The following is a 24,448-nucleotide window of genomic DNA, read 5'->3' as shown; positions in this document are numbered from 1 at the left end:
ACGACTTGCAATCTATTGATACAATCTTTAAGGCTCATTTGTTTTCATCGTTTCAGTCATATTATTCTCATTTCCCCCCTTTTGCTCAAAAACATTTGAGCAAAATATTAGCCCGCATCTCCTATAACAATTTTTAAATAAATACATAATCTTTAAGCAAAATCGACAAATACGATCTAGGCTTAACATGTTAGGGAGTTATGTTTTTAAGCAGTTATCTGTCTAATAAGACATTTAAAGAGGGGATGCACAATGAGTATTTTTGACCATTTTCAGGCCCGCTACGAAGCAGCCAAGGATGAAGAACTGTCTATACAAGCCTTTTTAGATCTCTGTAAAGATGACAAAAGTGCTTATGCAAATGCGGCAGAACGTTTACTGTTGGCCATTGGTAAACCAGAACTTATAGATACAGCCAAAGATCCTCGGCTTAGCCGAATTTTTTCCAATAGGGTGATTTCTCGTTATCAACCTTTTGCTGATTTCTATGGTATGGAAGAAGCCATTGAACAGATAGTCTCTTACCTTAAACATGCCGCACAAGGGCTTGAAGAGCGTAAACAGATTTTATACCTACTTGGCCCCGTCGGTGGAGGAAAATCCTCTTTAGCTGAAAAACTCAAAGCGCTGATGCAACAAATGCCCATCTACATTCTTTCTGCTAATGGGCAGCGTAGCCCAGTCAATGACCACCCATTTTGCCTGTTTGATGTAAATGAAGATGGTGAGTTACTTAAACGTGAATATGGCATTGATAAACGTTACTTACGTTCCATTATGTCTCCTTGGGCGGCGAAACGGTTACATGAGTTCGGTGGTGATATCACCCAATTTAAAGTCGTTAAAGTTCGCCCTTCGATTCTCGATCAAATCGCTATAGCCAAAACCGAACCGGGTGATGAAAATAACCAAGATATTTCCTCTTTAGTGGGTAAGGTTGATATTCGTAAATTGGAACACTATTCCCAAGATGATCCCGATGCTTATAGTTATTCCGGCGCTCTATGCCGTGCCAATCAAGGGTTGATGGAGTTTGTGGAGATGTTCAAAGCACCAATCAAAGTCTTACACCCGCTGTTAACGGCCACTCAGGAAGGAAACTATAACGGTACAGAAGGGTTATCCGCCCTCCCCTTTGATGGCATGATTCTCGCTCACTCCAATGAGTCAGAATGGCAAGCATTCCGTAATAATAAGAATAATGAAGCATTTCTTGACCGCGTATATATCGTCAAGGTGCCTTATTGCTTACGCGTCTCAGAAGAAGTCAAAATTTATGAAAAACTGCTTGAACATAGTGAGCTCTATCAAGCGCCTCGAGCCCCTAGTACATTAGAACTCTTAGCTCAATTTAGTGTGCTTTCCCGACTTAAAGTGCCAGAGAACTCGTCCATCTTTTCAAAAATGCGCGTCTATGATGGCGAAACCCTGAAAGATACCGATCCAAAAGCAAAAAGTTATCAAGAATACCGAGACTATGCGGGGGTTGATGAAGGAATGTCAGGTCTATCAACGCGCTTTGCTTTTAAAATTCTCTCCCGCGTCTTCAATTTCGATCAAGCGGAAGTCGCGGCTAATCCTGTCCACTTGTTCTATGTGATTGAGCAGCAGGTAGAACGCGAGCAATTTCCACAAGAAACGGCCGATCGTTACCTTGAATTTATTAAAGGGTACTTAGTACCTCGCTATGTGGAGTTTATTGGTAAAGAAATTCAAACCGCCTATCTAGAGTCCTATTCTGAATATGGACAAAATATTTTTGACCGTTACGTTACTTACGCCGACTTCTGGATTCAAGATCAAGAATATCGAGACCCAGAAACCGGCCAATTGTTTGATCGCTCAGCACTTAATGATGAACTTGAGAAAATCGAAAAAACTGCGGGGATCAGTAATCCGAAAGATTTCCGCAATGAAATTGTTAACTTTGTCTTGCGAGCTCGAGCCAATAACAATGGTCAGAACCCCATGTGGACGAGCTATGAAAAACTTCGTACGGTCATCGAGAAAAAAATGTTCTCCAATACTGAAGAGCTGCTCCCCGTTATCTCTTTTAATGCTAAAACCTCTTCTGAAGATCAGAAGAAACACGATAACTTTGTCGCTCGAATGATGGAGAAAGGGTATACAGAGAAGCAAGTTCGGTTGCTCTCTGAGTGGTATTTACGTGTTCGTAAAGCCTCTTAATTGTGCAAGTGGCTCAACCTGTCAGTGGCACTAGGCCACTGACCGTCAAGCCGACCCGCAGCGTATAAGCGATTTCAGCTTATTAGGGTGACGTTTACAGGGAGAATTTCATGGCGCAATTTATTGATAGAAGGTTAAACGGTAAAAATAAAAGCGCCGTCAATCGGCAGCGTTTTCTACGCCGTTATAAAGACCAAATCAAAGAGTCTGTTGCGGATGCGGTCAACCATCGTTCAATCACCAATACTGAATCAGGTGAAGACGTCTCTATTCCACAACGTGACATTAAAGAACCGATATTCCATCAAGGGAAAGGAGGCCTAAAAGAACGAGTGCATCCTGGGAACGACCAGTTTATTCGAGGGGATAAAATTGAACGCCCAAAAGGTGGAGGACAAGGTGAAGGTTCAGGGGAAGGAGAAGCCAGCCAAGATGGTGAAGGAGAAGATGCTTTCGTTTTTCAACTTTCAAAAGATGAATACTTAGATATTCTATTTGAAGATTTAGCCCTTCCTAACCTCGACAAAACCCAGATCAATAAAATTAAAGAGTGGAAAACACATCGTGCAGGTTTTCAGAGCGCAGGTGTTCCGGCCAACATTGCCATTGTCCGTTCTTTACAGAACTCTTTAGCTCGTCGAACCGCAATGACCGCCGGGAAACGGCGCTTAATGCGAGAGTTAGAACAGGAACTGGAAAAAATACAACAGGAAGAACCGGCACAGTTATTAGCAGAAAAACAGCTAAAAGAAGAGATAGCGGAACTCAGGCGTAAAATAGAGAGTGTTCCTTTTATTGATACGTTTGATTTACGTTTTAAAAATTATGAAAAACGGCCAGTTCCAACAAGCCAAGCGGTCATGTTCTGCTTAATGGATGTGTCTGGTTCAATGGATCAAGCCACCAAAGATATCGCCAAACGTTTTTATGTTTTGCTCTATCTATTTCTAACCCGAACTTACGAAAATGTGGAAGTGGTCTTTATTCGCCATCATACCCAAGCCAAAGAAGTCGATGAGCACGAGTTTTTCTATTCACAAGAAACGGGAGGAACGATCGTTTCCAGCGCACTGAAACTGATGCATGACATTGTTGAAGAACGCTACCCGCAAGGTGAGTGGAATATTTATGCAGCGCAAGCCTCTGATGGAGATAACTGGGCCGATGATTCACCTCGCTGTAAAGAACTGCTTGCTAGCCAGTTGCTCCCTAAATGCCAATACTTTGCGTATATTGAAATCACTCGCCGCTCTCATCAAACCTTATGGCATGAGTACGAAAAACTTATCGAAACTTTTGACCACTTTGCGATGAAAAACATCCGTAGTGTTGAAGATATTTTCCCTGTGTTTAGGGAGTTATTTCACAAGGAAACCGCATAGAGGGAATCTAAATGAGTCATAAGAAATCGGCAACGCTCTCTAAAAAAACTCGCCTACCCGATGGCCCCGATTGGACCTTTGATTTGCTTGAACAATATCATCAAGAGATTAAACGGGTCGCCAAATACTATCGTCTAGATACTTACCCAAATCAGATAGAAGTCATTACCTCAGAACAAATGATGGATGCTTACTCAAGTATTGGCATGCCCATCAATTACAATCACTGGTCATTTGGTAAGAAATTTATTCAAACAGAACAAAACTACAAGCATGGGCAGATGGGGCTTGCGTATGAAATTGTCATTAACTCTGACCCTTGCATTGCTTATTTGATGGAAGAAAACACCGTCACCATGCAAGCGTTAGTCATGGCACATGCTTGCTATGGGCATAACTCTTTCTTTAAAGGCAACTACCTGTTTCAAACTTGGACCGATGCCAGTTCAATTATTGACTATCTTTTATTTGCCAAAAACTATCTGGCTCAGTGTGAAGAAAAATATGGTGTTCATGAAGTTGAACAACTCCTCGATTCTTGCCATGCATTAATGAATTATGGGGTTGATCGTTATAAACGGCCGGAAAAAATCTCGATTGCGGAAGAGAAAGTTCGCCAAGAAGAGCGTGAAGCCTATCTACAATCTCAAGTAAATGCGTTATGGCGCACCGTCCCACAAAAAACGAAAGCTGCGGAATCTCAAGCTCGCTTTCCTAGTGAACCTCAAGAAAATATTCTCTATTTTATTGAAAAACACGCTCCACTACTTGAATCTTGGCAGAGAGAAATTGTGCGGATTGTCCGCAAAATCAGCCAATACTTTTATCCACAAAAACAAACCCAAGTCATGAATGAAGGTTGGGCAACATTTTGGCACTACACTATCCTCAATCATCTCTATGATGAAGGAGTCGTTTCCGATAAATTCATCCTTGAGTTTTTACATAGCCATACTAGTGTCGTTGCTCAACCCTCTTACAATAGCCCTTATTACAGTGGCATTAACCCTTATGCTTTAGGGTTTGCCATGTTTCGAGATATCAAGCGTATCTGTGAAGAGCCCACCGAAGAGGATAGACACTGGTTTCCTGAATTGGCAGGAAGCGATTGGTTAGAGGCGGTCCACTTTGCGATGCAGAACTACAAAGATGAAAGCTTTATTAGTCAATATTTATCACCCAAATTAATCCGGGACTTTAAATTGTTTGCTATCTGTGATGATGACCATAAAAACTTTATTGAAATCAGCGCCATCCACGATGAGTTTGGTTATCAGAAAATTCGTGAAAAACTGGCTGCCCAATATAACCTGAGCCATTTAGAACCCAATATTCAAGTTTATAATGTGGATGTTCGGGGGGATCGCTCAATCACCTTACAGTATATCCCCCATGAACGGATTCCTTTGGCCCCAAGCTACCATGAAGTACTTAAGCATATGCATCGATTATGGGGTTTTGAGGTGAAACTCGAAGAACGAAAAGAGAGTGGCCATCATGAACTCCTAGCAACTTGCCCTTCAAAGAATGAGCCCGACAGTAAACACTAACTTGCTGCTTCATTGATAGAACAAATGGGAGAAAAGAGACGAGGTTAACAATTGCAGTGATTCCCGAACGAGCGAAAAGCCGTTCGGGAGGCTTGCTCTAGCAAGCCATAATTCGACGGACAACGGCTAGATCTTCAGGAGTATCAACCCCTGCTGGTGGCGCTTCAAGTGCGACAGCAACATGAATTTTTTCCCCATACCAAAGCACTCTAAGCTGTTCTAGGCTTTCTATTTTCTCTAGCATACTAGGCTGCCAGTGAATATAGGTATTAATGAAACCAGCACGGTAGGCATAAATACCAATATGGCGCATCAGAGGTTGAACTATCGGTTTCTCTGGCAAAGCAAAATTATCTCTATCCCAAGGAATCGCCGCCCGGCTAAAATAAAGGGCATAGCCTTCTTTGTCTGTCACCACTTTCACGGCATTGGGGTTAAAGATTTCATCTTGATGATCAATCTCAACCGCTAACGTGGCCATCGGCGCTTGACTAGACGATAAGTTATCCGCAACTTGACGAATAATGCTCGGTGGAATCAAGGGCTCATCACCTTGCACATTGACAATGATATGATCATCCTCAATGCCCATTAAAGCGACGACTTCAGCTAAACGCTCGGTGCCTGACTGGTGTTCAGCCGATGTCATACACACCAATCCACCGAAATCGTGTACCGCTTGTTCAACTCGATGATCATCGGTTGCGACAATCACGCGTTCGGCTCCCGACTGCAACGCTTGTTCATACACCCACTGAACCATAGGTTTACCCGCAATGTCGGCCAGAGGTTTGCCCGGCAAACGGGTCGATTGATAGCGGGCGGGGATCACCACGGTAAATGACATTAGCGCCCCTCTTCCATTTTCATGGTACGAGCTTCCGGCTCAAGCAAAACCGGAATTCCTTCTTTAATAGGATAAGCAAGGCGATCAAGCTTACAAATTAACTCTTGATTCTCTTTATCGTAAATGAGCTTCCCTTTACAAACTGGGCAGGCAACGATTTCAAGCAGACGATGATCCATACTGTTCCATAACCTCTTTAATTGTGTTCAAAATGCACTGTGTCTCTTCCGACGAGATCTGAGCAGAAACGGGTAAATACCACCAGTTAGCTTCGGCAAATCCAGCACATTTAACGGCATCTTTCTCCGTCATAATGACGTGATCACCTTTCTTTGCTAACGCTTTTAATTGTGACTCATCAAAAGCTTGATGATCAGCAAACCCATGCGTCAAGATAGGTTCCACCCCTAAGGTTTCTAACGTTTTAAAAAAACGATCAGGATGGCCAATCCCCGCCCACGCCACAAGATGCGTAAGCTTGGTCAGCGCTATTTTCTCACCGGTGACAAGATTAACGGCCAAACTGGGAGATAAGGCCATCCCCATTTCACCAGTCTCTGCTTGCCCACCATTGGTAATAATAAAATCCACCTCTTGTAAGCGTGTCATCGGCTCACGTAGTGGGCCAAGAGGAAGCAGTTGCTGATTTCCAAAACGTCGCACGCCATCCACAACCGCAAACTCAATATCTCTTTCAAGCGCATAGTGTTGTAAACCATCATCGGTCACAATCACATCCACCCCGAGCGCTAAGAGAGCTTTAACCGCATTGGAACGGATAGGATCAACCGCAACCGGAGCTTGCGTTCTCTGGTAGATGAGTTTGGGTTCATCCCCACAGTGTGATGTGGAGGTGTCATTGGTTACTAGCAGAGGATAGCTGGGGGCTTTGGCTCCATAACCACGGGAAACGACACCGGGTCGATAACCTTGTTGCTGCAATCTTTCCACCAACCAGACGACAAATGGGGTTTTGCCATTCCCCCCAGCCGTAATGTTTCCCACCACAAAAACAGGAATGGGGGCTTTATAAGTCGCCTTTTTCCCTTGTTGAAAAGCACGACGTCGAGCTGTGCTTATCGCTTTAAACAATACACTCAATGGCCACAAGATTGGCCACAAGAGGTAGTAACCTAGATGACGCTCAAACCAGAGTTTTTCAATCACGTATTAGTCACCAAATTGAATGCGATGAAGTTGAGCATACGCACCATTCTGAGCGATCAACTCTGCATGTTTACCGCGCTCAATGATCTCACCATCATCAACGACCAAGATTTCATCCGCTTGCTCTATCGTCGAAAGACGGTGAGCAATGACCAATACCGTTTTATCTTTCTGTAACTCATCTAAAGCGGCTTGAATCGCACGCTCTGATTCCGTATCCAGCGCTGATGTCGCTTCATCTAAAATCAGCACGGGCGCGTCTCTCAGTAATGCCCGAGCAATCGCCACTCGCTGACGCTGCCCCCCCGAAAGGTTGGCTCCATTTTCACCTATCATGGTATCAAGCCCATCTGGCATGTGTTGGATAAAATCCATCGCATGGGCAAGACGAGCGGCCTCTTCTATTTGCTCTCTGGTGTACTGACCTTCGGCTGCATAAGCAATATTATTGGCTATCGTGTCATTGAAGAGGTGTACGTTCTGGGAAACAAGAGCAAAATGTTGACGTAAATTGGCTAAGGTATAATCACGAATATCATGATCATCAAGGCAAATAGAGCCTGAATCGACATCGTAAAAACGGGTAAACAAGTTAGCAATGGTCGATTTCCCCGATCCAGAACGTCCAACTAAAGCAACCGTTTTTCCCTGTGGAATAGTAAAACTGATATGAGATAGCGCGGGTTTCTCTTTACCTTGATAAGTGAAAGTGACATCTTTCACCGCAATATCACCACGGACTTTATCCGTTTCAAATTTACCGTGATCACGTTCTGTTTCCAGATCCATCAACGCAAACAACGTTTGTGTTGCCGCCATACCACGCTGAAAATCAGAGGTCACATTCGTTAATGCTTTCAGTGGGCGCATTAAGCCAAACATTGCCGAAAAGACCACCGTAAAGGTTCCGGGAGTTAAGTCAGCGCGAATAGAATCCACACTGGCTAAAAAAAGCACCGTCACAAGTGCTAATGAGGCAATCATCTGAATGATAGGATCCGCGACAGCTTGGGCTGAAACCAGCTTCATGGTCTGTTGGCGCATACGGTTACTCACACTGTCAAACCGTTTACGTTCAACCTCTTGCCCACCATAGCTCAACACCACCTTATGGCCCTTAAGCATCTGCTCAGCAGAAGACGCAACATGCCCCATTGTTGTTTGCATATTTTTGGATATTTTACGAAATCGCTTAGAGACAACACGAATACCTAATGCCACAACAGGAGCCACTACGATCAACACCAACGACAACTGCCAACTATTCCAAAACATTAAGGTTAATAAACCAACGATGCTTGCCCCTTCACGAACAATACTCACCAATGCTCGGCTAGTCGCCCCGGCTACCTGCTCTGAATCGTACGTAATTCGAGAGAGTAGCCCCCCTGTGGATTCTCGATCAAAAAAGCTGACGGGCATATGCATAAATTGATGAAAAATACGTCGCCGCATCTGCATCACAACGTTGCCTGAAACCCAACTCAAACAGTAAGCGGAGATAAAACTACTGCAACCGCGAATAAACATTAAGCCTAAAATAATAAAAGGCAGCACTTGTAAGAAGCGAGAATCTGTCCCGCCAAACCCTTCATCAAGCAAAGGTTTGAGCAAAGAAATCATATAGGTATCAGACAAGGCATTAATCACCAGCGCTATCACTGCTAAAACTAATCCCGCTTTATAAAGACGGATGTAAGTCCAAAGGCGCTTAAAGGTTTGCCAAGTTGTTTCGTCAGAATTGAGAGACATAGAGATGCTTAATAAATATGACAATATTGTTCTTATTCTACCTCGTTACGTAGCATCTGCCTATACCACGGCCGAATTCCTCTCTGACGAAGCGTCTGTAACTGGCGATCTTCTTTTCGATAGAGTAAAGAAATTTGCCCCATATCCCCAGTATCTAACCAGTTGATCCCTAAATCTTGATAACGAGACAACACATCCGGATGAGGTAAACGCCAGCGATGCCCCTTTGCTAAAGAAGCTAATGCAATCTGTGGATTCACTGTCTTGATGAAAGCAAGGGTTGATGAGGTTTGACTACCATGATGTGGCACGAGCAGAACATCACTTTCTAATATCTCAGCCTCTCGACTCAATAACCACTCGCCCACCGCGGTTACATCGCCAGTCAACAATAAAGAATGGCCGTATTCAGGGTCTTCAATACGTACCACACAAGAATGCGGATTTTCTGCCCGAGAAACGAGCTGCGGAGGCCAGAGCGCAGTAAAAGTTAACCCTTGCCACTGCCACTGCTCACCTTGTTTGCAAGGTTGAATACTAGGCTTATGCTGACTAGCGCGAATCCAAGTCGGAGAAAGTAACCGCTGAATGTCATACAAGCCCCCTGAATGATCATTATCAAAGTGGCTAATGATCACACCATCAAGATGGCTATATCCTCGATGAATAAGCAGAGGGGCTATCAATGATTGAGCATAGCTACCACCTTCCCAGCCACTGCCTGTGTCATACAAAACAAAAGCACCGTTTCGTTCAATGAGTACAGCCAAACCATGTCCAACATCCAACACATCTACTCGCCAGCCTTGTTTATCAGGAAAGCTGACCCATCCCATTGCCACAATCATCGTTATCGCAATCCCAGCGCTCTTCGATAACATTGGCCTAAGAAACCATAGCGTCAGTATCATCAGCAAAAAATATTGAGAGGATAAGCTAGCATCAATCCAACTCGGCGACGATAAACCCAATGACACATTGAACGGCCATAAAGCGCTCTCTAGCCATTCCCACCACCAAGAGGATTCATACTGAAATAATAGGTAGCAAATTAAGGCCATAAATAGCAGTGGAATCACCACAAAACTGAACCACGGAATGAATAATATGTTATAGAGAACCGAAGATAAGCTAACGCCAGCAAAGAAATAAGCGCTCATTGGAACCATTAATATTGACAAACGAAACTGCCCCAAAAGGAGTTTTTTCCACCAAACGAATTGTGGGTTGATGGTCGATATTTGATAAATCACCAAACCCACTGCGAGAAAAGATAACCAAAAACTCGCCGAAAGAGCCGTAAATGGATCCCACAGTGCCACGGCAGACAAGGTCAGTAATATTCGCTGTATTGCGGTGACTCGAACATTGAGTAATAGCAGCACTATGTTTAACCAACACATAATTAATGCACGTTGAGTGGGCAACGTAAACCCAGCAAGCCAAGCATAAGCCAATGCCAGCCCCCCTCCGAGTACAAAAGGCAGCCACAGCCGCCCCGTAAGTATTCGAATTAATAACAACCCAAACACATACCCCACCCCAAACGCCATCCCAATATGTAACCCCGAGATTGCCGTTAAATGAATCAGGCCGCTATTACGCAGCCCTAACCACTGCTCAGCGGTAATCAAACTGCGCTCACCAAAAGTCAGGGCAAGTATCATACCTTGTACTGGGCTCAACTCTGTGAGCTGTTTAATATGGGAATAGAGCTTCGAACGTAAATGGCTATTGGGAATAATTTGATAGGTTGAATTTTTTTTAACATTCGCACGGGCAACCCAACGCTGGCTAAAGTAAAAAGACTCCTGATCAAACCCAACTTCATTTAACCGTCCATAAATGGGTTTCACTTGCGCAATAAACTCAAATTGATCCCCCAGCTGTAATGCGATAGGCGTCGTTAAATGTATCTTAGGTGTTAGAAAAAAGGGTAAAGGCTGATGATTAATTGAACGAATAACCGCCGAACCAACAAAACCGTGTGAAGTTGCGTTAAAAAAGCTGTTAACCTCTCCTTTTATGGTAATATCGCCCTCAAATTGTAAGATTATATTGGACTGTGCTCTCACCAAGTTTCCTTGTGTTATTATTACCACCAAAGCCAGAGCGACCCCGATGCATCCCCTGCAACGGTTCATGAATAACATCATACTCATAGCAACCAGTATGGTGAATGCCACAAACCAATGAGGCATCCAAGGCCAATATGGGGAAGAGAGCGCTGTTAATGAGAACGAAGCCAGTGTCCAGTAATTCGATAAGAGAGTCATAGTTCCCTATGCCAAGAAAATTTATTAAGCGTTTTATGCCTGATCATTCGGTAATTAAACGTCAAAAGGCATTGAAAGTTTTTGGCACGGTCCTGTATAACCCGAATTTATGGTGTCTAAACCGCCGCTCAGCAGCAGGGGCTTTTGCTGTTGGGTTATTTATGGCGTTCGTCCCGCTTCCCAGCCAAATGATTATGTCTGCTGGAATTGCCATCTTGTGTGGAGTCAACCTACCACTGTCGGTGGCTTTAGTGTGGATTACCAACCCTATTACTATGCCTTTTATTTTCTATTTCTCTTATAAAGTTGGAGCTTGGGCCATGAAAGTCCCTCCGCAGGATTTTCATTTCGAACTCAGTTGGGAATTTCTTTACCATCAAATGCATACCATTGGGCCGCCCTTCTTATTAGGCAGTATGATTTGTGGCACCATTGCCGCTCTTTGGGGATATTTTGGCATTCGCTGGTTATGGCGTTATTCAGTGGTCCGAAGCTGGCAAAAACGCCGAACCAGAAAACTGTAATCAATAGAATGACATCTCAATAGAGCTAAAATCACCTTGATGCAGGCATATCAACCGATTTGCGAGTGAACAACGCTTTCGCTTGTAAAATGTTGTACGCAAAAAAGGTGAAAAAACCTCACCGCTCACGGTGTACTTACCGAACGGTTGTAAAAATGGTGTCAAATCGAGTTTTTACTCCAATAATTATTTGAATGGCCGTTCATTTTGGATAACTATTCCAGCAAGCAGAACAACCTTCAAAAAATTATGCTCAGCCAAAAAATCCTACTGCTTTACGCACACCCTTGTCCGCATAAAAGCAAAGCCAATCACCGGTTGTTTAAAGCCGCCCGATACCTTGATAACATTACTTTGATCGATCTTTATGCGGAATACCCAACCTTTCATATCGATGCAGAGAAAGAACAGCAGCGCCTACTTGATCATGACGTTATTATTTTTCAATTTCCGATGTATTGGTACTCCACCCCATCCATACTGAAAGAATGGCAAGATAGCGTTTTAGAGTATGGCTTTGCCTATGGCGAGAACGGACAAGCACTGCATGGGAAAATATTGTTATGTATGACTTCTGCTGGAGGAAAGGCCGAGAACTATCAGCATGGCAAAGCCAATCATTACACCATTCGAGAGTTACTTCGTCCCATTGAACAAATGGCTGGGATGACGGGGATGTGCTACCTCCCCCCATTTGTCCTCTTCGATGCTCAAAACGTCAGTGAGGATGAACGGCTCGATGAGCATCTCAAGCGCTACTTAAATCTGTTACAAGCACTAAGAAAAAACCAAATTGACGTTAAAAAGGCACATACATTACCGGATCTAAACCACTATTTTCTTTCTCAGGAACGAAGACACTCAGCATGACCAATTATTTTATTCAGGCCTTTATTTACTTAGTTGCCGCCGTTATCGCAGTCCCCCTTGCCAAACGCTTCGGGCTAGGCTCTGTTCTCGGCTACTTGATAGCAGGGGTTGTGATTGGGCCCATTGTGGGTTTAGTGGGAGAAGAGACCTCAACCATTCAACATTTTGCTGAATTTGGTGTGGTGATGATGCTGTTTCTCGTTGGGCTAGAGCTCGAACCCAAAATGCTGTGGTCAATGCGCCACCGCTTACTCGGATTAGGCGGGCTACAAGTCAGCATCACGACATTAGGTACCATGGCTGCGTGCTTAGTCTTTGAGGTTCCATGGTCGATTGCACTCACCATTGGTTTGATTTTTTCTCTCTCTTCCACCGCCATTGTGTTACAGACATTCAATGAAAAGCATCTCAATCGTACGGAAGGGGGGAAAAATGCTTTTTCCGTTTTGTTATTTCAGGACATTGCCGTCATTCCCATGCTGGCATTCATTCCTCTGCTCGCCTTACCTGAACTGATTGAGCAAGCACAAAATGCCGCCAGCATCGCCGCACAACATCATGAAGATCTCTCACTTATGACAGGCTTACCCGGTTGGGTATATGGCGTCATCATTACGGCGGCCATCGCCATCGTTGTGGTCGGTGGACATTATCTAAGCCGCCCACTCTTTCGCTTTGTTGCCAGTGCTGGAGTACGTGAAATATTTACAGCCACGGCGCTGATGTTAGTGGTGGGAATTGCAACTCTCATGAATATTGTTGGGCTCTCACCTGCATTGGGCACCTTTCTGGCGGGAGTTGTCCTGGCAAATAGTGAATTTCGTCATGAGTTAGAGGCAAATATCGAACCGCTTAAAGGCTTACTACTGGGGCTATTTTTCATCACGGTCGGAGCTGGAATTAAATTTGATGTCCTGCTGAACCATTTTTTCTTAATTGTGGGAGCCACTTTAGGCGTGATGCTGCTTAAGGCGATGATTTTATATCTCCTCACCTTTATTTTTCGTATTAAAGGTAGCAACCGTTGGCTATTTACACTCAGCTTAGCGCAAGCGGGGGAATTTGGGTTTGTCTTGCTCAGCTTTACCGAACAGCGACATGTTCTCGCTTCCGATCTCGTGCAGATTCTCTCTTTAGTCGTCACGCTCTCAATGTTTCTCACTCCGGGGTTGTTTATTCTGTTCGACAAGATCATCTTGCCCCGCTTTGAACAAAAAACGAATGATCAGGCGAGCGATAGCATCGATGAACAGGGAACGGTCATTATCGCCGGCATCGGTCGTTTCGGACAAATCGTTAACCGCCTCCTTGTGGCGAATGGCATCAAAGCGGTCGTTCTTGATCATCAGGCAGTTCAAGTCGAAAACTTACGAAAAATCAAAACCAAAGCCTATTTTGGCGATGCGACTCGTCCTGATCTACTGCATACCGCAGGTATTGAAGAAGCCTCACTACTCGTGGTGGCTATAGATAACCAAGAAAGCAGCGTGGAACTGGTCAAATACGTTAAAGACACTTACCCCCATGTCAAAGTCTTGGCCCGAGCTTTCGACCGAGGACATGGCTATCGTTTGCGACAAGCCGGAGTTGATATTGCCGTATCCGAAACCTATCACTCAGCATTAGAAATTGGAGCCCAAGCAATGATAAGTTTAGGTTTTCATCCTTTCTTTGTAGAACACCAAAAAAACACCTATAAAAAGGTGGAAAGTACTCACTCAGACAGCATGTACACCGCATGGAATGCGGAAGCACAAGGTAAAGAACGGGTAGATAATAACTACATAAAACTGTTTATCGAACTGGAAGAAAGGCTTAAGCAAGAAATGGCTTTTGATAGAACGGATCGACGTTTTGATGCTGAACATTCATGGGTACCGCCATTTAGTGAGCCCACCACCCCCCTTGACTCCAAGTAACCCCATACCTTAGGTTACACGGTCGAAGGAATCCAAGACCGTGTAACCTTTCACACCGTGTAACCATTCACAAAGCCTATTTACTGCTCAGCACCGATGCAGGGTGCAAACGGCTAGCACGAGAGGCGGGATACCACGTGGCTAATAAGCTCAGAACGATGGCCGTTCCAGAGACCAAGAAGACATCACTGATCAACAGTTGTGAGGGAAGAAAGTCCACAAAATAGATGTCTCCTGAAAGGAAGGAATGGCCAATAAGGGCTTCAAGCCCCTTAATCAAACGGGGGAGATTAAGCGCAATCACCACCCCTGCGAAACTCCCCGCTAGGCTACCTAGTACACCGGAAAAAACACCTTGCCACACAAAAATCCGCTTAATGAGGCCATCACTGGCACCCATCGTTCGCAAAATAGCAATGTCAGCCGCTCGATCTTTCACTGCCATCATGAGTGTGGACACAATATTAAAACTCGCTACCCCAATAACCAGCACCATCACTAAATACATGATAGTCCGAACCAACTGAATATCCCGATACAAAAAGCCATATTTTTGCTGCCAACTATGAATATAAACATATTCATGTAACGTATTCCCAACTTCGCGGACAATGTGATTGGCATTTAAAACATCCGAAACTTTAAGCGCAACCCCGGTGACTTTATTACCAAGCTGATGGTACGACTGAGCATCTTGTAAAGGCAAAAGTGCGAGGTTATGGTCAATTTGCCCATTCAAGCTCAGCAAGCCTGCAATTTTTACCCGCACTCTTTTTGGCGCTTGTACCCGTTGGCTATTGTGTTGCGTTGGAATCATTAACGTAATCCAATCCCCCATGTTTGCCTGTAACTGTTGAGCAACGCCTTGCCCTAAAATGACCTGCTGCTCACCAGGAATAAAGTGTTCCCATACATCAGCGGTAACAAATTGGTCTAAACGAGAAATGGCCCGTTCTCTCTCTGGCTCAATTCCTCGAACCTCTATCGCTTTTAGTTGCGTTCCTTTTTCAGCTAAAGCGGTAAACTTCACGTACGGCGCGGCAGCTTGCACACGCGGATGACGAGTCGCTTGCAGCACCATATCCGGCCAATCGTTAATCGGGCCTCGAACCCCTTCAAACTCACCATGAGGAATGACAGACAGCACCCGTTGTTGCAGCTCTCTCTCAAACCCATTCATCGCCGATAAGCCAATAATAATCACCGCCACTCCTACCGCAATCCCGATGGTTGAAGATAAAGAGATGAAAGAGACTAATTTATTACGTTGCTTGGCACGGCTAAAGCGAGCGCCAATCAATAAAGACAAAAACATTATGCCTCCGAAACCGTCAGCAATAGACCATCTTGCATATGTAACTGGCGATCCATTTTGGCCGCTAACTGTCCATCATGAGTCACCACGAGAAAAGCGGTAGCAAACTCACGGTTGAGTTCACGCATCAAATCATAGATGGACAATGCAGTTTTATTGTCTAAGTTTCCCGTGGGTTCATCGGCCAACACCAAATCCGGTTGATTGACCAGCGCTCGAGCAATCGCCACTCGTTGGCGCTCCCCCCCTGACAACTCGGATGGGCGATGTTGTAACCGATGCGCCAACCCAACACGAGCCAATAGCTGCTGAGCCGCCTGCTTGGCTTGTGAAACAGGCTGCCCACCAATCAATAAAGGCATAGCCACATTTTCTAGTGCGGTGAAATCGGCTAATAAGTGGTGGAATTGATACACAAATCCCAAATGTTGGTTACGTATTTTTGCTTGTCGATTCGAACTCAAGGCATTGAGGTCATGACCGAGGAATTCTATCTTGCCACTGCTCGCCTCATCGAGAGCCCCTAAAATATGCAGCAAAGTACTTTTCCCCGATCCAGAGGAACCAATGATCGACACCAACTCACCACGTTGCATGTCAAAACTAACCCCGTTGAGAACTTGCGTTGCTAACTCCCCTTCTTGGTAAGTTTTACAAATTTGGTGACAGCGTAAAAGGTTATTCATAACGTAAAGCCTCAGCGGGTTTAACCGCAGATGCGCGGTAAGAAGGATATAAGGTAGCCATAAAACTCAATAAGATAGCTAGCAACACCACAATGAGAATTTGCAAAGGATTAATCACCACAGGAAGCGATCCCCCCAAAGAAAAAAGAGCCACTTCGGCGAAATCGAGCAGAGTATTCAGATTGATCGCCAAGAGTATGCCCAGCGCACCACCGACAATCGCGCCAATAACACCGCTACTGGCGCCTTGCACCATAAAAATCATCAGTACTTGTCGATCACTCATGCCTTGCGTTTTTAAAATCGCCACTTCCGCTTGTTTCTCCATCACCACCATTATCAGAGCTGAGATAATATTGAATGCGGCCACACCGACAATCAACCCAAGCATTAACCCCATGATGTTTTTTTCCATTCTGACCGCTTGAAATAATTCGCCTCGCTGCTCACGCCAATCACGCCACTGCCATCCTGTAGGCAATGGCATCTGAGAGAATTCAGCTACATCAAAAGGATCATGCAAAAAAACCCGCCAACCGGAGATGGTCGAATCATCAAAACGCAGTAATCGTCCCGCATCCCGAAGGTGGGTGATCATCAGTTGTCCATCCACATCCGAACCGGTATTAAACATCCCAGCAACGGTAAAATTACGTTGGCTCGGTATTCGCCCTAAGGGTGTAAATTGACTTGCTTGAGTGACCATCAATCGAACCGTATCCCCCAACGACACATTTAAATTACGTGCGAGTGTATGGCCTAAAAAAACTTGATACGACCCTTGCTGTAAATCGGCCACTCGGCCTGCAATGAGGTAATGGTTAATCGGATCATCAGCGCTGGGCTCAATACCTACCATTAACCCAGCAGAAAGCTGTGAAGCGCTTTGAATCACCGTCTCACTACGCACAATGGGCTCTGGGGCTTTTTGCGGGGATAACTGGCGTACAAACTCAGGCGCTTGCGGCTGCCAAGGCGTTCTCTCTTGGGCTTGGCCGATCACCGCTTGAGGCAAAACCCCTAACACGCGGGTTTTTAATTGTGCTTCAAAACCATTCATTACAGAAAGAACCGTCACTAGCGCCATCACACCAATCGTGATCCCTGCGGTAGACATATAGGAAACGAAACGGCTAAACCTATCACCAGAGCGGCCGCGTAAATAACGTAACCCGATAAATATCGAAATTGGGTGAAACATAATAAAAACCAAATAAATAGAGTGTCGTTACTGTAACGATATTCCTGCTCAGGTTGTAGTTTTTCTTTGCTAAATCTCTGTTAGCCATCGTTTGATTCACACCAATAACAAGGACATAGCTTGATTCCTTGCTATTAATGACGATAATCAACACAGGTGAGAAGGAACCAACTATGACTGACCAAGAATTTTTTACTGTACACCACGCACTCAATATCAATGTCGAGCCTCTACCCTCTGAGTTTACTTTACCTTCTCAAATGGAGTTTGAAGCAGAAATTCCTGCCCCCTTCGTGGTCGCCAGTGAATTTAGTCAACTAGATCAGCTCAACGATGCGGCTCGCTTAGAGCTAAGAAACAGCGATTTTAAACACGTTATTCAATTATTAGAAACCCAGAATAGCAAGTTGAATTTACTCCTGAGTTTTATGCTCTCTCAACAAGATAACCCCACTCAGCGCACATCCACGACCTCGTTTGGTGCCAGTCAATTGACTTACCGATCCTGTACCCAATTAGCGTTAGGCACCCAGCTAAGATTGAAGCTATTTCTAGAGCACCCTGCCGCAGCAATATATTGCTATGGCCAAGTCATCGATTGTGACACTGAACAAAGCCCTGCCATCATCACCGTTAAATACACACTATTGCGTGATAATGACCAAGACTTACTCATTAAAGCAGCCCTTTATCGCCAGCAGAAACTGCTACGCCAGCGCTCTTTAGACCGAGACCAATCATAACGAACCACACGACTCATGATGATAAACACTCTACTTGATCTCCCGGTACTTCGCGGCGCGGGTGACAAAAAATATCTAGGTAACCTACAAGGTGCCAGTTTGGCGCTTACCGTTGCTGAATATGCGCATCGCCATACAAGCCATACCTTACTTGCGGTGCCCGATCCCCAAACCGCTTTAAGACTTGTCCAAGAAATCGAACAGTTTAGCCAAGTACCTGTCGCCCTGTTTCCAGATTGGGAAACGCTCCCTTACGACAACTTTTCGCCGCATCAAGAAATTATTTCCGATCGTATCGCTCGACTGTATCAGTTACCTTCACAGGGAAGGGGGATCACCGTGGTGCCTGTCAGTACCTTATTGCAACGGCAAAGTCCACGTGATTTTTTATTACAGCACACCTTAATGGTGACAAAAGGCGATCACTACTCGTTAGACCATTTACGTATCCAGTTAGAAAAGTCAGGTTATCGACACGTCGATCAAGTTTTTGGGCCGGGTGAATATGCGAGTCGAGGTTCGATTATCGACCTATTCCCAATGGGCAGTCATGACCCCTATCGAATCGATTTCTTTGATAATGAAATTGATACCATTCGCACCTTCGACCCTGAAAATCAGCGCTCGATTGAAGAAATTCAGAACATCCGGCTTCTGCCCGCTCATGAGTTTCCTACCTCAGAGGATGCGATAGAAGCTTTCCGCTCTCGCTGGCGACAACGATTTGAAGCTCGCCGAGAACCTGAATCTATCTATATGCAAGTCTCTAAAGGCACTTGGCCTGCGGGTATCGAATACTGGCAACCCCTCTTTTTTGAACACACGGAAACGCTGTTTGACTATTTACCCGAAAACAGTCAACTCATCACCTTAGGGCATCTTGAAGCTTCGGTTGATCAATTCTTAACAGACGTGGCTTATCGTTATGATCAACGCAATGTTGACCCTCTGCGGCCACTTCTTCCACCAGAAGAGTTATGGCTCAAAAAAGAAGCATTGTTTGCTCAGCTCAAGCGCTTTTCTCAATTACAACTCTCAATCGAGTCGATTGATGAAAAAGCCGGACGCAGCAATCTCCATATTTCGCCACTACCGAATCTGGCCGTACAGCATCAGCACAAAGAGCCGCTGATTGCACTGCGTCAATTTAGTGAAAGTTTTGCTGGGAAAATTATTTTCTCGGTGGAATCGGAAGGCCGAAGAGAAGCGCTACTAGAACTCTTGCAACGCATTAAGCTTCGCCCACTCCCTTCCCCCTCTTTTGCCCAAGCTTGGCACAGTCAGGAGCCATTTTCCTTAGTTCAAGGGTTTGCAGAAAAAGGGGTTATTTTTGATGATCAAAACGTTGCCTTAATTTGCGAAAGCGACCTACTGGGCGCAAGAGTAGTTCAACGCCGTAATAAAGATCGCAAACACGTCAATATTGATGCGGTTATCCGTAACCTTGCCGAACTCAAACCCGGACAACCGGTCGTTCATATTGATCATGGTATTGGTCGCTACCTTGGCTTACAAACACTGGAAGCAGGGGGAATAGCAACTGAATATGTGACGTTAGAGTACCAAAATGAAGCTAAGCTTTATGTCCCAGTTTCGTCACTCAATTTAATCAGTCGCTACTCTGGGGGCGCTGAGGAATCGGCACCATTACATAAACTCGGCGGAGAAGCTTGGGTTAAAGCCCGAAAAAAAGCCGCAGAAAAAGTCCGTGATGTCGCCGCAGAATTACTGGATGTGTATGCTAAACGAGAGCTAAAACCTGGCTATCAATTTCACCTTGATCGTGAACAATACGCCACATTTAAAGCGACCTTCCCCTTTGAAGAAACGGACGATCAAAACATGGCTATCAATGCCGTGCTTTCGGATATGTGTCAACCCAAAGCAATGGATCGCTTAGTTTGTGGTGATGTCGGATTTGGAAAAACCGAAGTGGCCATGCGAGCGGCTTTCGTCTGTACCGACAATAGTAAACAAGTTGCTGTGTTAGTCCCTACCACCCTGTTAGCGCAGCAACATTTTGAAAACTTCCGAGACCGCTTTGCAAACCTTCCTGTGCGGGTTGAAGTTCTCTCACGTTTTAAGTCGGCTAAAGAACAAAAAGCGATCATGCAGGATGTGGCCGATGGCAAAGTCGATATTGTCGTCGGCACCCATAAATTGCTTTCCAGTGAATTAAAATTTGCTGATTTAGGTTTATTGATTGTGGATGAAGAACATCGCTTTGGTGTTCGTCAAAAAGAGAAAGTCAAAGCCATGCGAGCAGATGTCGATATTCTCACACTGACCGCGACCCCCATTCCACGTACGCTCAATATGGCAATGAGTGGCATGCGAGATCTCTCCATTATTGCCACCCCTCCCGCTCGTCGTTTAGCCATTAAAACCTTTGTGCGACAAAGTGAACAGAGTGTTATTCGAGAGTCCGTACTACGGGAAATTATGCGGGGTGGTCAAGTCTACTTCTTACATAATCAAGTTGAGACCATCGATAAAGTGGCGGCCGATTTAGAAAAACTCATTCCGGAAGCACGAATCACGGTGGCACATGGTCAGATGCGAGAGCGAGAGCTCGAGCGCATCATGAATGATTTTTACCACCAAAAATATAACGTATTGGTGTGTACCACCATTATTGAAACCGGTATTGACGTTCCAACCGCGAATACCATTATCATCAACCGCGCTGATTCATTAGGCTTAGCTCAGTTGCATCAATTACGTGGCCGGGTGGGGCGTTCTCATCACCAAGCGTATGCGTATTTACTGACCCCACATCCGAAAGCGATGACCAAAGACGCCATCAAACGATTGGAAGCCATTGCGTCACTCGAAGATTTAGGAGCCGGCTTTACCTTAGCCACGCATGACTTAGAAATTCGTGGTGCAGGTGAGTTATTAGGTGACGAGCAAAGTGGACAAATTCAATCGATTGGATTCACTTTATATATGGAAATGTTGGAACAGGCGGTTGAAGCCTTGAAATCCGGCAAAGAACCATCATTGGATGAACTGTTACGTGAACAAACCGACGTTGAGCTGCGCATTCCCGCTCTGCTGCCGGATGACTATATTCCCGATATTAATACCCGCTTGTCTATGTATAAGCAAATTGCCAGTGTCCTCCATCAAGATGAATTGATAGAACTAAAAGTGGAACTGATTGATAGATTTGGCAAACTCCCAGATGCTGCATTAAATCTGTTAACAATTGCCGATCTCAAACTGACTGCAGCCACCTTAAAAATTCGCAAAATAGAGGCACACGATAAAGGCGGCTATATCGAGTTCTATCCAAATGCTGACATTAATCCGATGTTTTTGGTTAAACTATTGCAAGCTCAGCCAAAAATATTTGCTATGGACGGTCCGACCAAGTTTAAATTTACCCGTACTTTGGTCGATAGAAGAGAAAGAATTCAATTTATTGCAGACATGCTCAATGAATTCCAGCAAAATCTACTCCCCGCTGCCTAATGGCTTGATTTCTGCTGATGAAATAGAACACGTGCTAACAAGCACATAATGACGGAGTCATAATGAAAAAACTGATCCCACTACTGCTTTTGCTCATTGCTATGCCCAGTTTGGCACAACGGCAATTTGATATTGAAGTGATCATCTTTCAGCGAGCAGTAAACCCAGAGCAGACCAGTGAGTCATGGCCTAACTCGCTTCCTGAAATTAATGTTACCCAAGCAGGCAACTTTAGTGATACTCAATACCGTCATAGCAAAGGCGTGATGATGCTTCCTTACTCCGATTACAAGCTTAATGAGCAAGTACAGCGGTTAAGAAATCATGCGGGTTTCCAAGTCATGCTGCATACAGCATGGCGACAAGGTGACCAAGGTAAAGCTCGTGCACCTATTTTCCATATTAAAGCGGGGCAAGATTATTCACAGCAATTCAACCCCGATGGTAGTGAACGAGTAAAATCAGAACAGGGGGACAGCCCGATTGATGGCGTGATGGAGCAAACCATTGATCACCCACTGTATGAGCTGGACGGAACACTGCAGATTTACGTTCAACACTTTTTATATGCAGAAGCCATGCTCGATCTGAAAAAACCGAGTGTGCGTGAGATTACCCTTAAAGATCAAAAACTTGATCTTGATATAGAAAATGAGCAAGATTCAGACCCAACAGTACAAGTGGGCCACCTCACTGCTATCTCTCCTACGGTCGAAACCGAATCCTTCCTTAAGTCTTATCGTTTGGATCAGAAACGTCGAATGCGCAGTAGTGAAACTCACTATTTGGATCACCCACTGCTAGGAATCATTATTCAAGTTCGCCGAGTTCAATAGTTTTTTACGCCCCTTACTGGGGCGTTTTACTCTCACCGATTGGGCCGACCATGCACTGTGAATTTCTCATTAATACTCAACATTTACATTTACGCCTACTCACGTTGGATGATTCCCCCGCCCTCTCGACATTAATCCGTACCTCCTCCTCACTTCATCAATGGATCGACTGGTGTCACCCAGCCTTTACCCAAGAAGAGGCCGATCGTTTTATTTTAGCAACCCGACTCAATTGGGTAAAAGCTCGGGCTTATGGGTTTGCAATTATTCAGAAATCGACCCAACAATTAGTAGGTATGGTGGCGATCAATGAATTCTATCCCACCTTTAATATGGCAAGCCTAGGTTATTGGATCGGCGATGCTTTTCAACGTCAAGGGATGGCACTAGAAGCCCTAAATGCCATCACAGAGTGGTGTTTTAGCCAGTTACAGTTAACTCGCTTAGAAATCGTCTGCGATCCAGAAAACTTACCAAGCCAACACTTAGCCGCCGCTTGTGGTGCCAAAAAAGAATACTTAGCGAGAAATCGATATCTGTTCCATGGAAAACCGAAAGCGGGGGTCATTTTTTCGCTCATACCGGAAGATGTTGAAAAATATTGAGAGATACCCCAAATACGAGAGCCCTTCAAATTCATAATTGATAATTGATAATGGTTTTTATTTGTATTATCGTTACACAACACTATGACATCGTCAGTTTGGTGAGTCATGTTGTTGTGTCTGAAATCAAAACACTCACTCAACGTTTTGATGAAACAAAATCACAGGCTAACGACATCTGCTTATATAACGATCAAAGGATTTGGATTCATGAGTATTCCTCGAATTACCAGTTATACACTTCCAGACAAAGAACACTACCCGCTCAATAAAACTCAGTGGCAAATAGATCCAGAAAAAGCCGTTCTTCTCATTCATGATATGCAAGAGTATTTCGTAAACTTCTTTGACATCCACCACCCTCCCATGAGTGATGTCATCCATCGCATTCAACGCTTAAAAACCGTTGCTAAACGTTTAGCAATTCCGGTCATTTATACCGCGCAGCCCGCAAAGCAAGATCCGAATGAGCGCGCACTCCTAACCGACTTCTGGGGGCCTGGACTTCAGCAAGAAACGGCGATTATTGGCGAACTAGCACCAGAAATCGGTGACATTGAATACGTCAAATGGCGCTACAGTGCCTTTAAAAAAACGCCTTTGCTTCAATTCATGCAAGAAAACAATAAAGATCAACTGATCATCTGTGGAGTCTATGGCCATATCGGAATTTTATCGACGGCACTGGATGCGTTCATGCTCGATATTAAACCTTTTGTGATTGGCGATACTATCGCTGATTTCAGCCAAGCCGATCATATTCATACTCTACACTATCTTGCTGGGCGAGCGGCTAATATACAAACGCTGGCAGAGGTTGAGCAACGCCTGGCAGAGAAAAAAACCGCCCTCACACTGGATCAGATGTGCCTAGATGTCGCCAATACCTTATCTCTTGAACTGGATGAAGTTGATGTAAACGAGAATCTCCTTTTCCTCGGGCTCGATTCCATTAGAGCCATGGTCCTGTTAGAAAAATGGCGTCCATTCGGCGTTAATCTCACCTTTGCTCAATTAATCGAAAAGGTCACGCTGAAGGAATGGTGGGAGCTTATTCATGATCAAACTCCTCAGCAATCCATGGAATCCGCCTCGGCATAACCCTACATCC

At 44.7% G+C, this 24,448-nt stretch carries 19 protein-coding genes; 11 read left to right on the top strand and 8 right to left on the bottom strand.

What is annotated here, in order from left to right; translation table 11 throughout:
* The first annotated feature begins 252 nt into the window (after positions 1 to 252).
* The 3 genes from B5D54_RS09410 to B5D54_RS09400 all read left to right on the top strand — a co-directional run bounded on the left by B5D54_RS09410 (position 253) and on the right by B5D54_RS09400 (position 5,119).
* On the top strand, positions 253 to 2,187 hold the full coding sequence (locus tag B5D54_RS09410) for a PrkA family serine protein kinase (RefSeq protein WP_078926286.1): 1,935 nt from the start codon (positions 253 to 255) through the stop codon (positions 2,185 to 2,187).
* Between the two features lie 110 nt (positions 2,188 to 2,297).
* Positions 2,298 to 3,569: a YeaH/YhbH family protein gene (locus tag B5D54_RS09405; RefSeq protein WP_078926285.1), complete on the top strand. Its 1,272-nt coding sequence runs from the start codon at positions 2,298 to 2,300 to the stop codon at positions 3,567 to 3,569.
* A gap of 11 nt (positions 3,570 to 3,580) precedes the next feature.
* Positions 3,581 to 5,119 (top strand): SpoVR family protein, encoded by a 1,539-nt coding sequence (locus tag B5D54_RS09400; RefSeq protein ID WP_078926284.1) that lies wholly within the window; start codon positions 3,581 to 3,583, stop codon positions 5,117 to 5,119.
* 97 nt (positions 5,120 to 5,216) lie between these two features.
* Here the strand turns inward: B5D54_RS09400 and kdsB are convergent, their stop codons facing one another.
* The 5 genes from kdsB to B5D54_RS09375 are packed head-to-tail and all read right to left on the bottom strand — an operon-like array spanning position 5,217 to position 11,047.
* Entirely contained in the window at positions 5,217 to 5,966 is a 750-nt protein-coding gene (kdsB, locus tag B5D54_RS09395) for a 3-deoxy-manno-octulosonate cytidylyltransferase (protein ID WP_078926283.1), read from the bottom strand.
* Positions 5,966 to 6,145 carry a Trm112 family protein gene (locus B5D54_RS09390; protein WP_078926282.1) on the bottom strand — a complete coding sequence of 60 codons (180 nt, stop codon included), beginning with the start codon at positions 6,143 to 6,145 and terminating at the stop codon, positions 5,966 to 5,968. Before B5D54_RS09390 ends, kdsB begins: the two co-directional genes overlap by 1 nt.
* Positions 6,126 to 7,133 (bottom strand): tetraacyldisaccharide 4'-kinase, encoded by a 1,008-nt coding sequence (gene lpxK, locus B5D54_RS09385; protein WP_078926281.1) that lies wholly within the window; start codon positions 7,131 to 7,133, stop codon positions 6,126 to 6,128. The genes B5D54_RS09390 and lpxK overlap by 20 nt, the downstream gene beginning before the upstream one ends.
* Positions 7,134 to 7,136: 3 nt before the next feature.
* Positions 7,137 to 8,885 carry a lipid A ABC transporter ATP-binding protein/permease MsbA gene (gene msbA, locus B5D54_RS09380; RefSeq protein WP_078926280.1) on the bottom strand — a complete coding sequence of 583 codons (1,749 nt, stop codon included), beginning with the start codon at positions 8,883 to 8,885 and terminating at the stop codon, positions 7,137 to 7,139.
* Positions 8,886 to 8,917: 32 nt separating this feature from the next.
* Positions 8,918 to 11,047: a DNA internalization-related competence protein ComEC/Rec2 gene (locus tag B5D54_RS09375; RefSeq protein ID WP_238843306.1), complete on the bottom strand. Its 2,130-nt coding sequence runs from the start codon at positions 11,045 to 11,047 to the stop codon at positions 8,918 to 8,920.
* A 122-nt stretch (positions 11,048 to 11,169) separates the two neighbouring features.
* On the opposite strand from B5D54_RS09375, the gene B5D54_RS09370 reads away from it, so the two are divergent.
* From B5D54_RS09370 to B5D54_RS09360, 3 genes are all read left to right on the top strand, one after another.
* Positions 11,170 to 11,685 (top strand): DUF2062 domain-containing protein, encoded by a 516-nt coding sequence (locus B5D54_RS09370; RefSeq protein WP_078926278.1) that lies wholly within the window; start codon positions 11,170 to 11,172, stop codon positions 11,683 to 11,685.
* A 249-nt stretch (positions 11,686 to 11,934) separates the two neighbouring features.
* Positions 11,935 to 12,555, top strand: a complete 621-nt coding sequence (locus tag B5D54_RS09365) for an NAD(P)H-dependent oxidoreductase (RefSeq protein ID WP_078926308.1) — start codon at positions 11,935 to 11,937, stop codon at positions 12,553 to 12,555.
* Positions 12,552 to 14,474, top strand: a complete 1,923-nt coding sequence (locus B5D54_RS09360; RefSeq protein WP_078926277.1) for a monovalent cation:proton antiporter-2 (CPA2) family protein — start codon at positions 12,552 to 12,554, stop codon at positions 14,472 to 14,474. Before B5D54_RS09365 ends, B5D54_RS09360 begins: the two co-directional genes overlap by 4 nt.
* Positions 14,475 to 14,550: 76 nt before the next feature.
* Here the strand turns inward: B5D54_RS09360 and lolE are convergent, their stop codons facing one another.
* The 3 genes from lolE to lolC are packed head-to-tail and all read right to left on the bottom strand — an operon-like array spanning position 14,551 to position 17,676.
* Positions 14,551 to 15,789, bottom strand: a complete 1,239-nt coding sequence (gene lolE / locus B5D54_RS09355; RefSeq protein ID WP_078926276.1) for a lipoprotein-releasing ABC transporter permease subunit LolE — start codon at positions 15,787 to 15,789, stop codon at positions 14,551 to 14,553.
* Complete coding sequence (gene lolD / locus B5D54_RS09350) at positions 15,789 to 16,475, bottom strand: lipoprotein-releasing ABC transporter ATP-binding protein LolD (protein WP_078926275.1); 687 nt, start codon at positions 16,473 to 16,475, stop codon at positions 15,789 to 15,791. Before lolD ends, lolE begins: the two co-directional genes overlap by 1 nt.
* A complete protein-coding gene (lolC, locus tag B5D54_RS09345; RefSeq protein WP_078926274.1) occupies positions 16,468 to 17,676 on the bottom strand; it encodes a lipoprotein-releasing ABC transporter permease subunit LolC in 1,209 nt (402 codons plus the stop codon). The genes lolD and lolC overlap by 8 nt, the downstream gene beginning before the upstream one ends.
* 173 nt (positions 17,677 to 17,849) lie before the next feature.
* Between lolC and B5D54_RS09340 the strand changes: the two genes are divergently transcribed.
* The 5 genes from B5D54_RS09340 to B5D54_RS09320 all read left to right on the top strand — a co-directional run bounded on the left by B5D54_RS09340 (position 17,850) and on the right by B5D54_RS09320 (position 24,438).
* On the top strand, positions 17,850 to 18,419 hold the full coding sequence (locus B5D54_RS09340; protein ID WP_078926273.1) for a PilZ domain-containing protein: 570 nt from the start codon (positions 17,850 to 17,852) through the stop codon (positions 18,417 to 18,419).
* An 18-nt stretch (positions 18,420 to 18,437) separates the two neighbouring features.
* Positions 18,438 to 21,896, top strand: coding sequence for a transcription-repair coupling factor (gene mfd / locus B5D54_RS09335; protein ID WP_422398708.1), 3,459 nt, complete (start codon positions 18,438 to 18,440; stop codon positions 21,894 to 21,896).
* A gap of 62 nt (positions 21,897 to 21,958) precedes the next feature.
* A complete protein-coding gene (locus B5D54_RS09330) occupies positions 21,959 to 22,732 on the top strand; it encodes a peptidoglycan binding protein CsiV (RefSeq protein ID WP_078926271.1) in 774 nt (257 codons plus the stop codon).
* Between the two features lie 50 nt (positions 22,733 to 22,782).
* Entirely contained in the window at positions 22,783 to 23,337 is a 555-nt protein-coding gene (locus tag B5D54_RS09325) for a GNAT family N-acetyltransferase (protein ID WP_078926270.1), read from the top strand.
* Between the two features lie 210 nt (positions 23,338 to 23,547).
* A complete protein-coding gene (locus B5D54_RS09320) occupies positions 23,548 to 24,438 on the top strand; it encodes an isochorismatase (protein ID WP_078926269.1) in 891 nt (296 codons plus the stop codon).
* Positions 24,439 to 24,448: the final 10 nt, after the last annotated feature.

Origin of the sequence: Vibrio cincinnatiensis DSM 19608 (assembly GCF_900167345.1) — a bacterium.
GTDB lineage: Bacteria > Pseudomonadota > Gammaproteobacteria > Enterobacterales > Vibrionaceae > Vibrio > Vibrio cincinnatiensis.
The sequence above is the reverse complement of the archived record's forward strand: the minus strand, read 5'-3'. Positions and strand labels throughout refer to the sequence as shown.

Bases quoted from the DNA above. Each gene is read 5' to 3' on its own strand.
- lolD (WP_078926275.1), bottom strand. From the start codon at position 16,475: ATGAATAACCTTTTACGCTGTCACCAAATTTGTAAAACTTACCAAGAA.
- mfd (WP_422398708.1), top strand. From the start codon at position 18,438: ATGATAAACACTCTACTTGATCTCCCGGTACTTCGCGGCGCGGGTGAC.
- B5D54_RS09330 (WP_078926271.1), top strand. From the start codon at position 21,959: ATGAAAAAACTGATCCCACTACTGCTTTTGCTCATTGCTATGCCCAGT.
- B5D54_RS09320 (WP_078926269.1), top strand. From the start codon at position 23,548: ATGAGTATTCCTCGAATTACCAGTTATACACTTCCAGACAAAGAACAC.
- B5D54_RS09360 (WP_078926277.1), top strand. From the start codon at position 12,552: ATGACCAATTATTTTATTCAGGCCTTTATTTACTTAGTTGCCGCCGTT.
- msbA (WP_078926280.1), bottom strand. From the start codon at position 8,885: ATGTCTCTCAATTCTGACGAAACAACTTGGCAAACCTTTAAGCGCCTT.
- lolE (WP_078926276.1), bottom strand. From the start codon at position 15,789: ATGTTTTTGTCTTTATTGATTGGCGCTCGCTTTAGCCGTGCCAAGCAA.
- B5D54_RS09390 (WP_078926282.1), bottom strand. From the start codon at position 6,145: ATGGATCATCGTCTGCTTGAAATCGTTGCCTGCCCAGTTTGTAAAGGG.
- B5D54_RS09370 (WP_078926278.1), top strand. From the start codon at position 11,170: ATGCCAAGAAAATTTATTAAGCGTTTTATGCCTGATCATTCGGTAATT.
- B5D54_RS09375 (WP_238843306.1), bottom strand. From the start codon at position 11,047: ATGAGTATGATGTTATTCATGAACCGTTGCAGGGGATGCATCGGGGTC.
- lolC (WP_078926274.1), bottom strand. From the start codon at position 17,676: ATGTTTCACCCAATTTCGATATTTATCGGGTTACGTTATTTACGCGGC.
- B5D54_RS09365 (WP_078926308.1), top strand. From the start codon at position 11,935: ATGCTCAGCCAAAAAATCCTACTGCTTTACGCACACCCTTGTCCGCAT.
- B5D54_RS09410 (WP_078926286.1), top strand. From the start codon at position 253: ATGAGTATTTTTGACCATTTTCAGGCCCGCTACGAAGCAGCCAAGGAT.
- B5D54_RS09340 (WP_078926273.1), top strand. From the start codon at position 17,850: ATGACTGACCAAGAATTTTTTACTGTACACCACGCACTCAATATCAAT.
- B5D54_RS09405 (WP_078926285.1), top strand. From the start codon at position 2,298: ATGGCGCAATTTATTGATAGAAGGTTAAACGGTAAAAATAAAAGCGCC.
- kdsB (WP_078926283.1), bottom strand. From the start codon at position 5,966: ATGTCATTTACCGTGGTGATCCCCGCCCGCTATCAATCGACCCGTTTG.
- B5D54_RS09400 (WP_078926284.1), top strand. From the start codon at position 3,581: ATGAGTCATAAGAAATCGGCAACGCTCTCTAAAAAAACTCGCCTACCC.
- B5D54_RS09325 (WP_078926270.1), top strand. From the start codon at position 22,783: ATGCACTGTGAATTTCTCATTAATACTCAACATTTACATTTACGCCTA.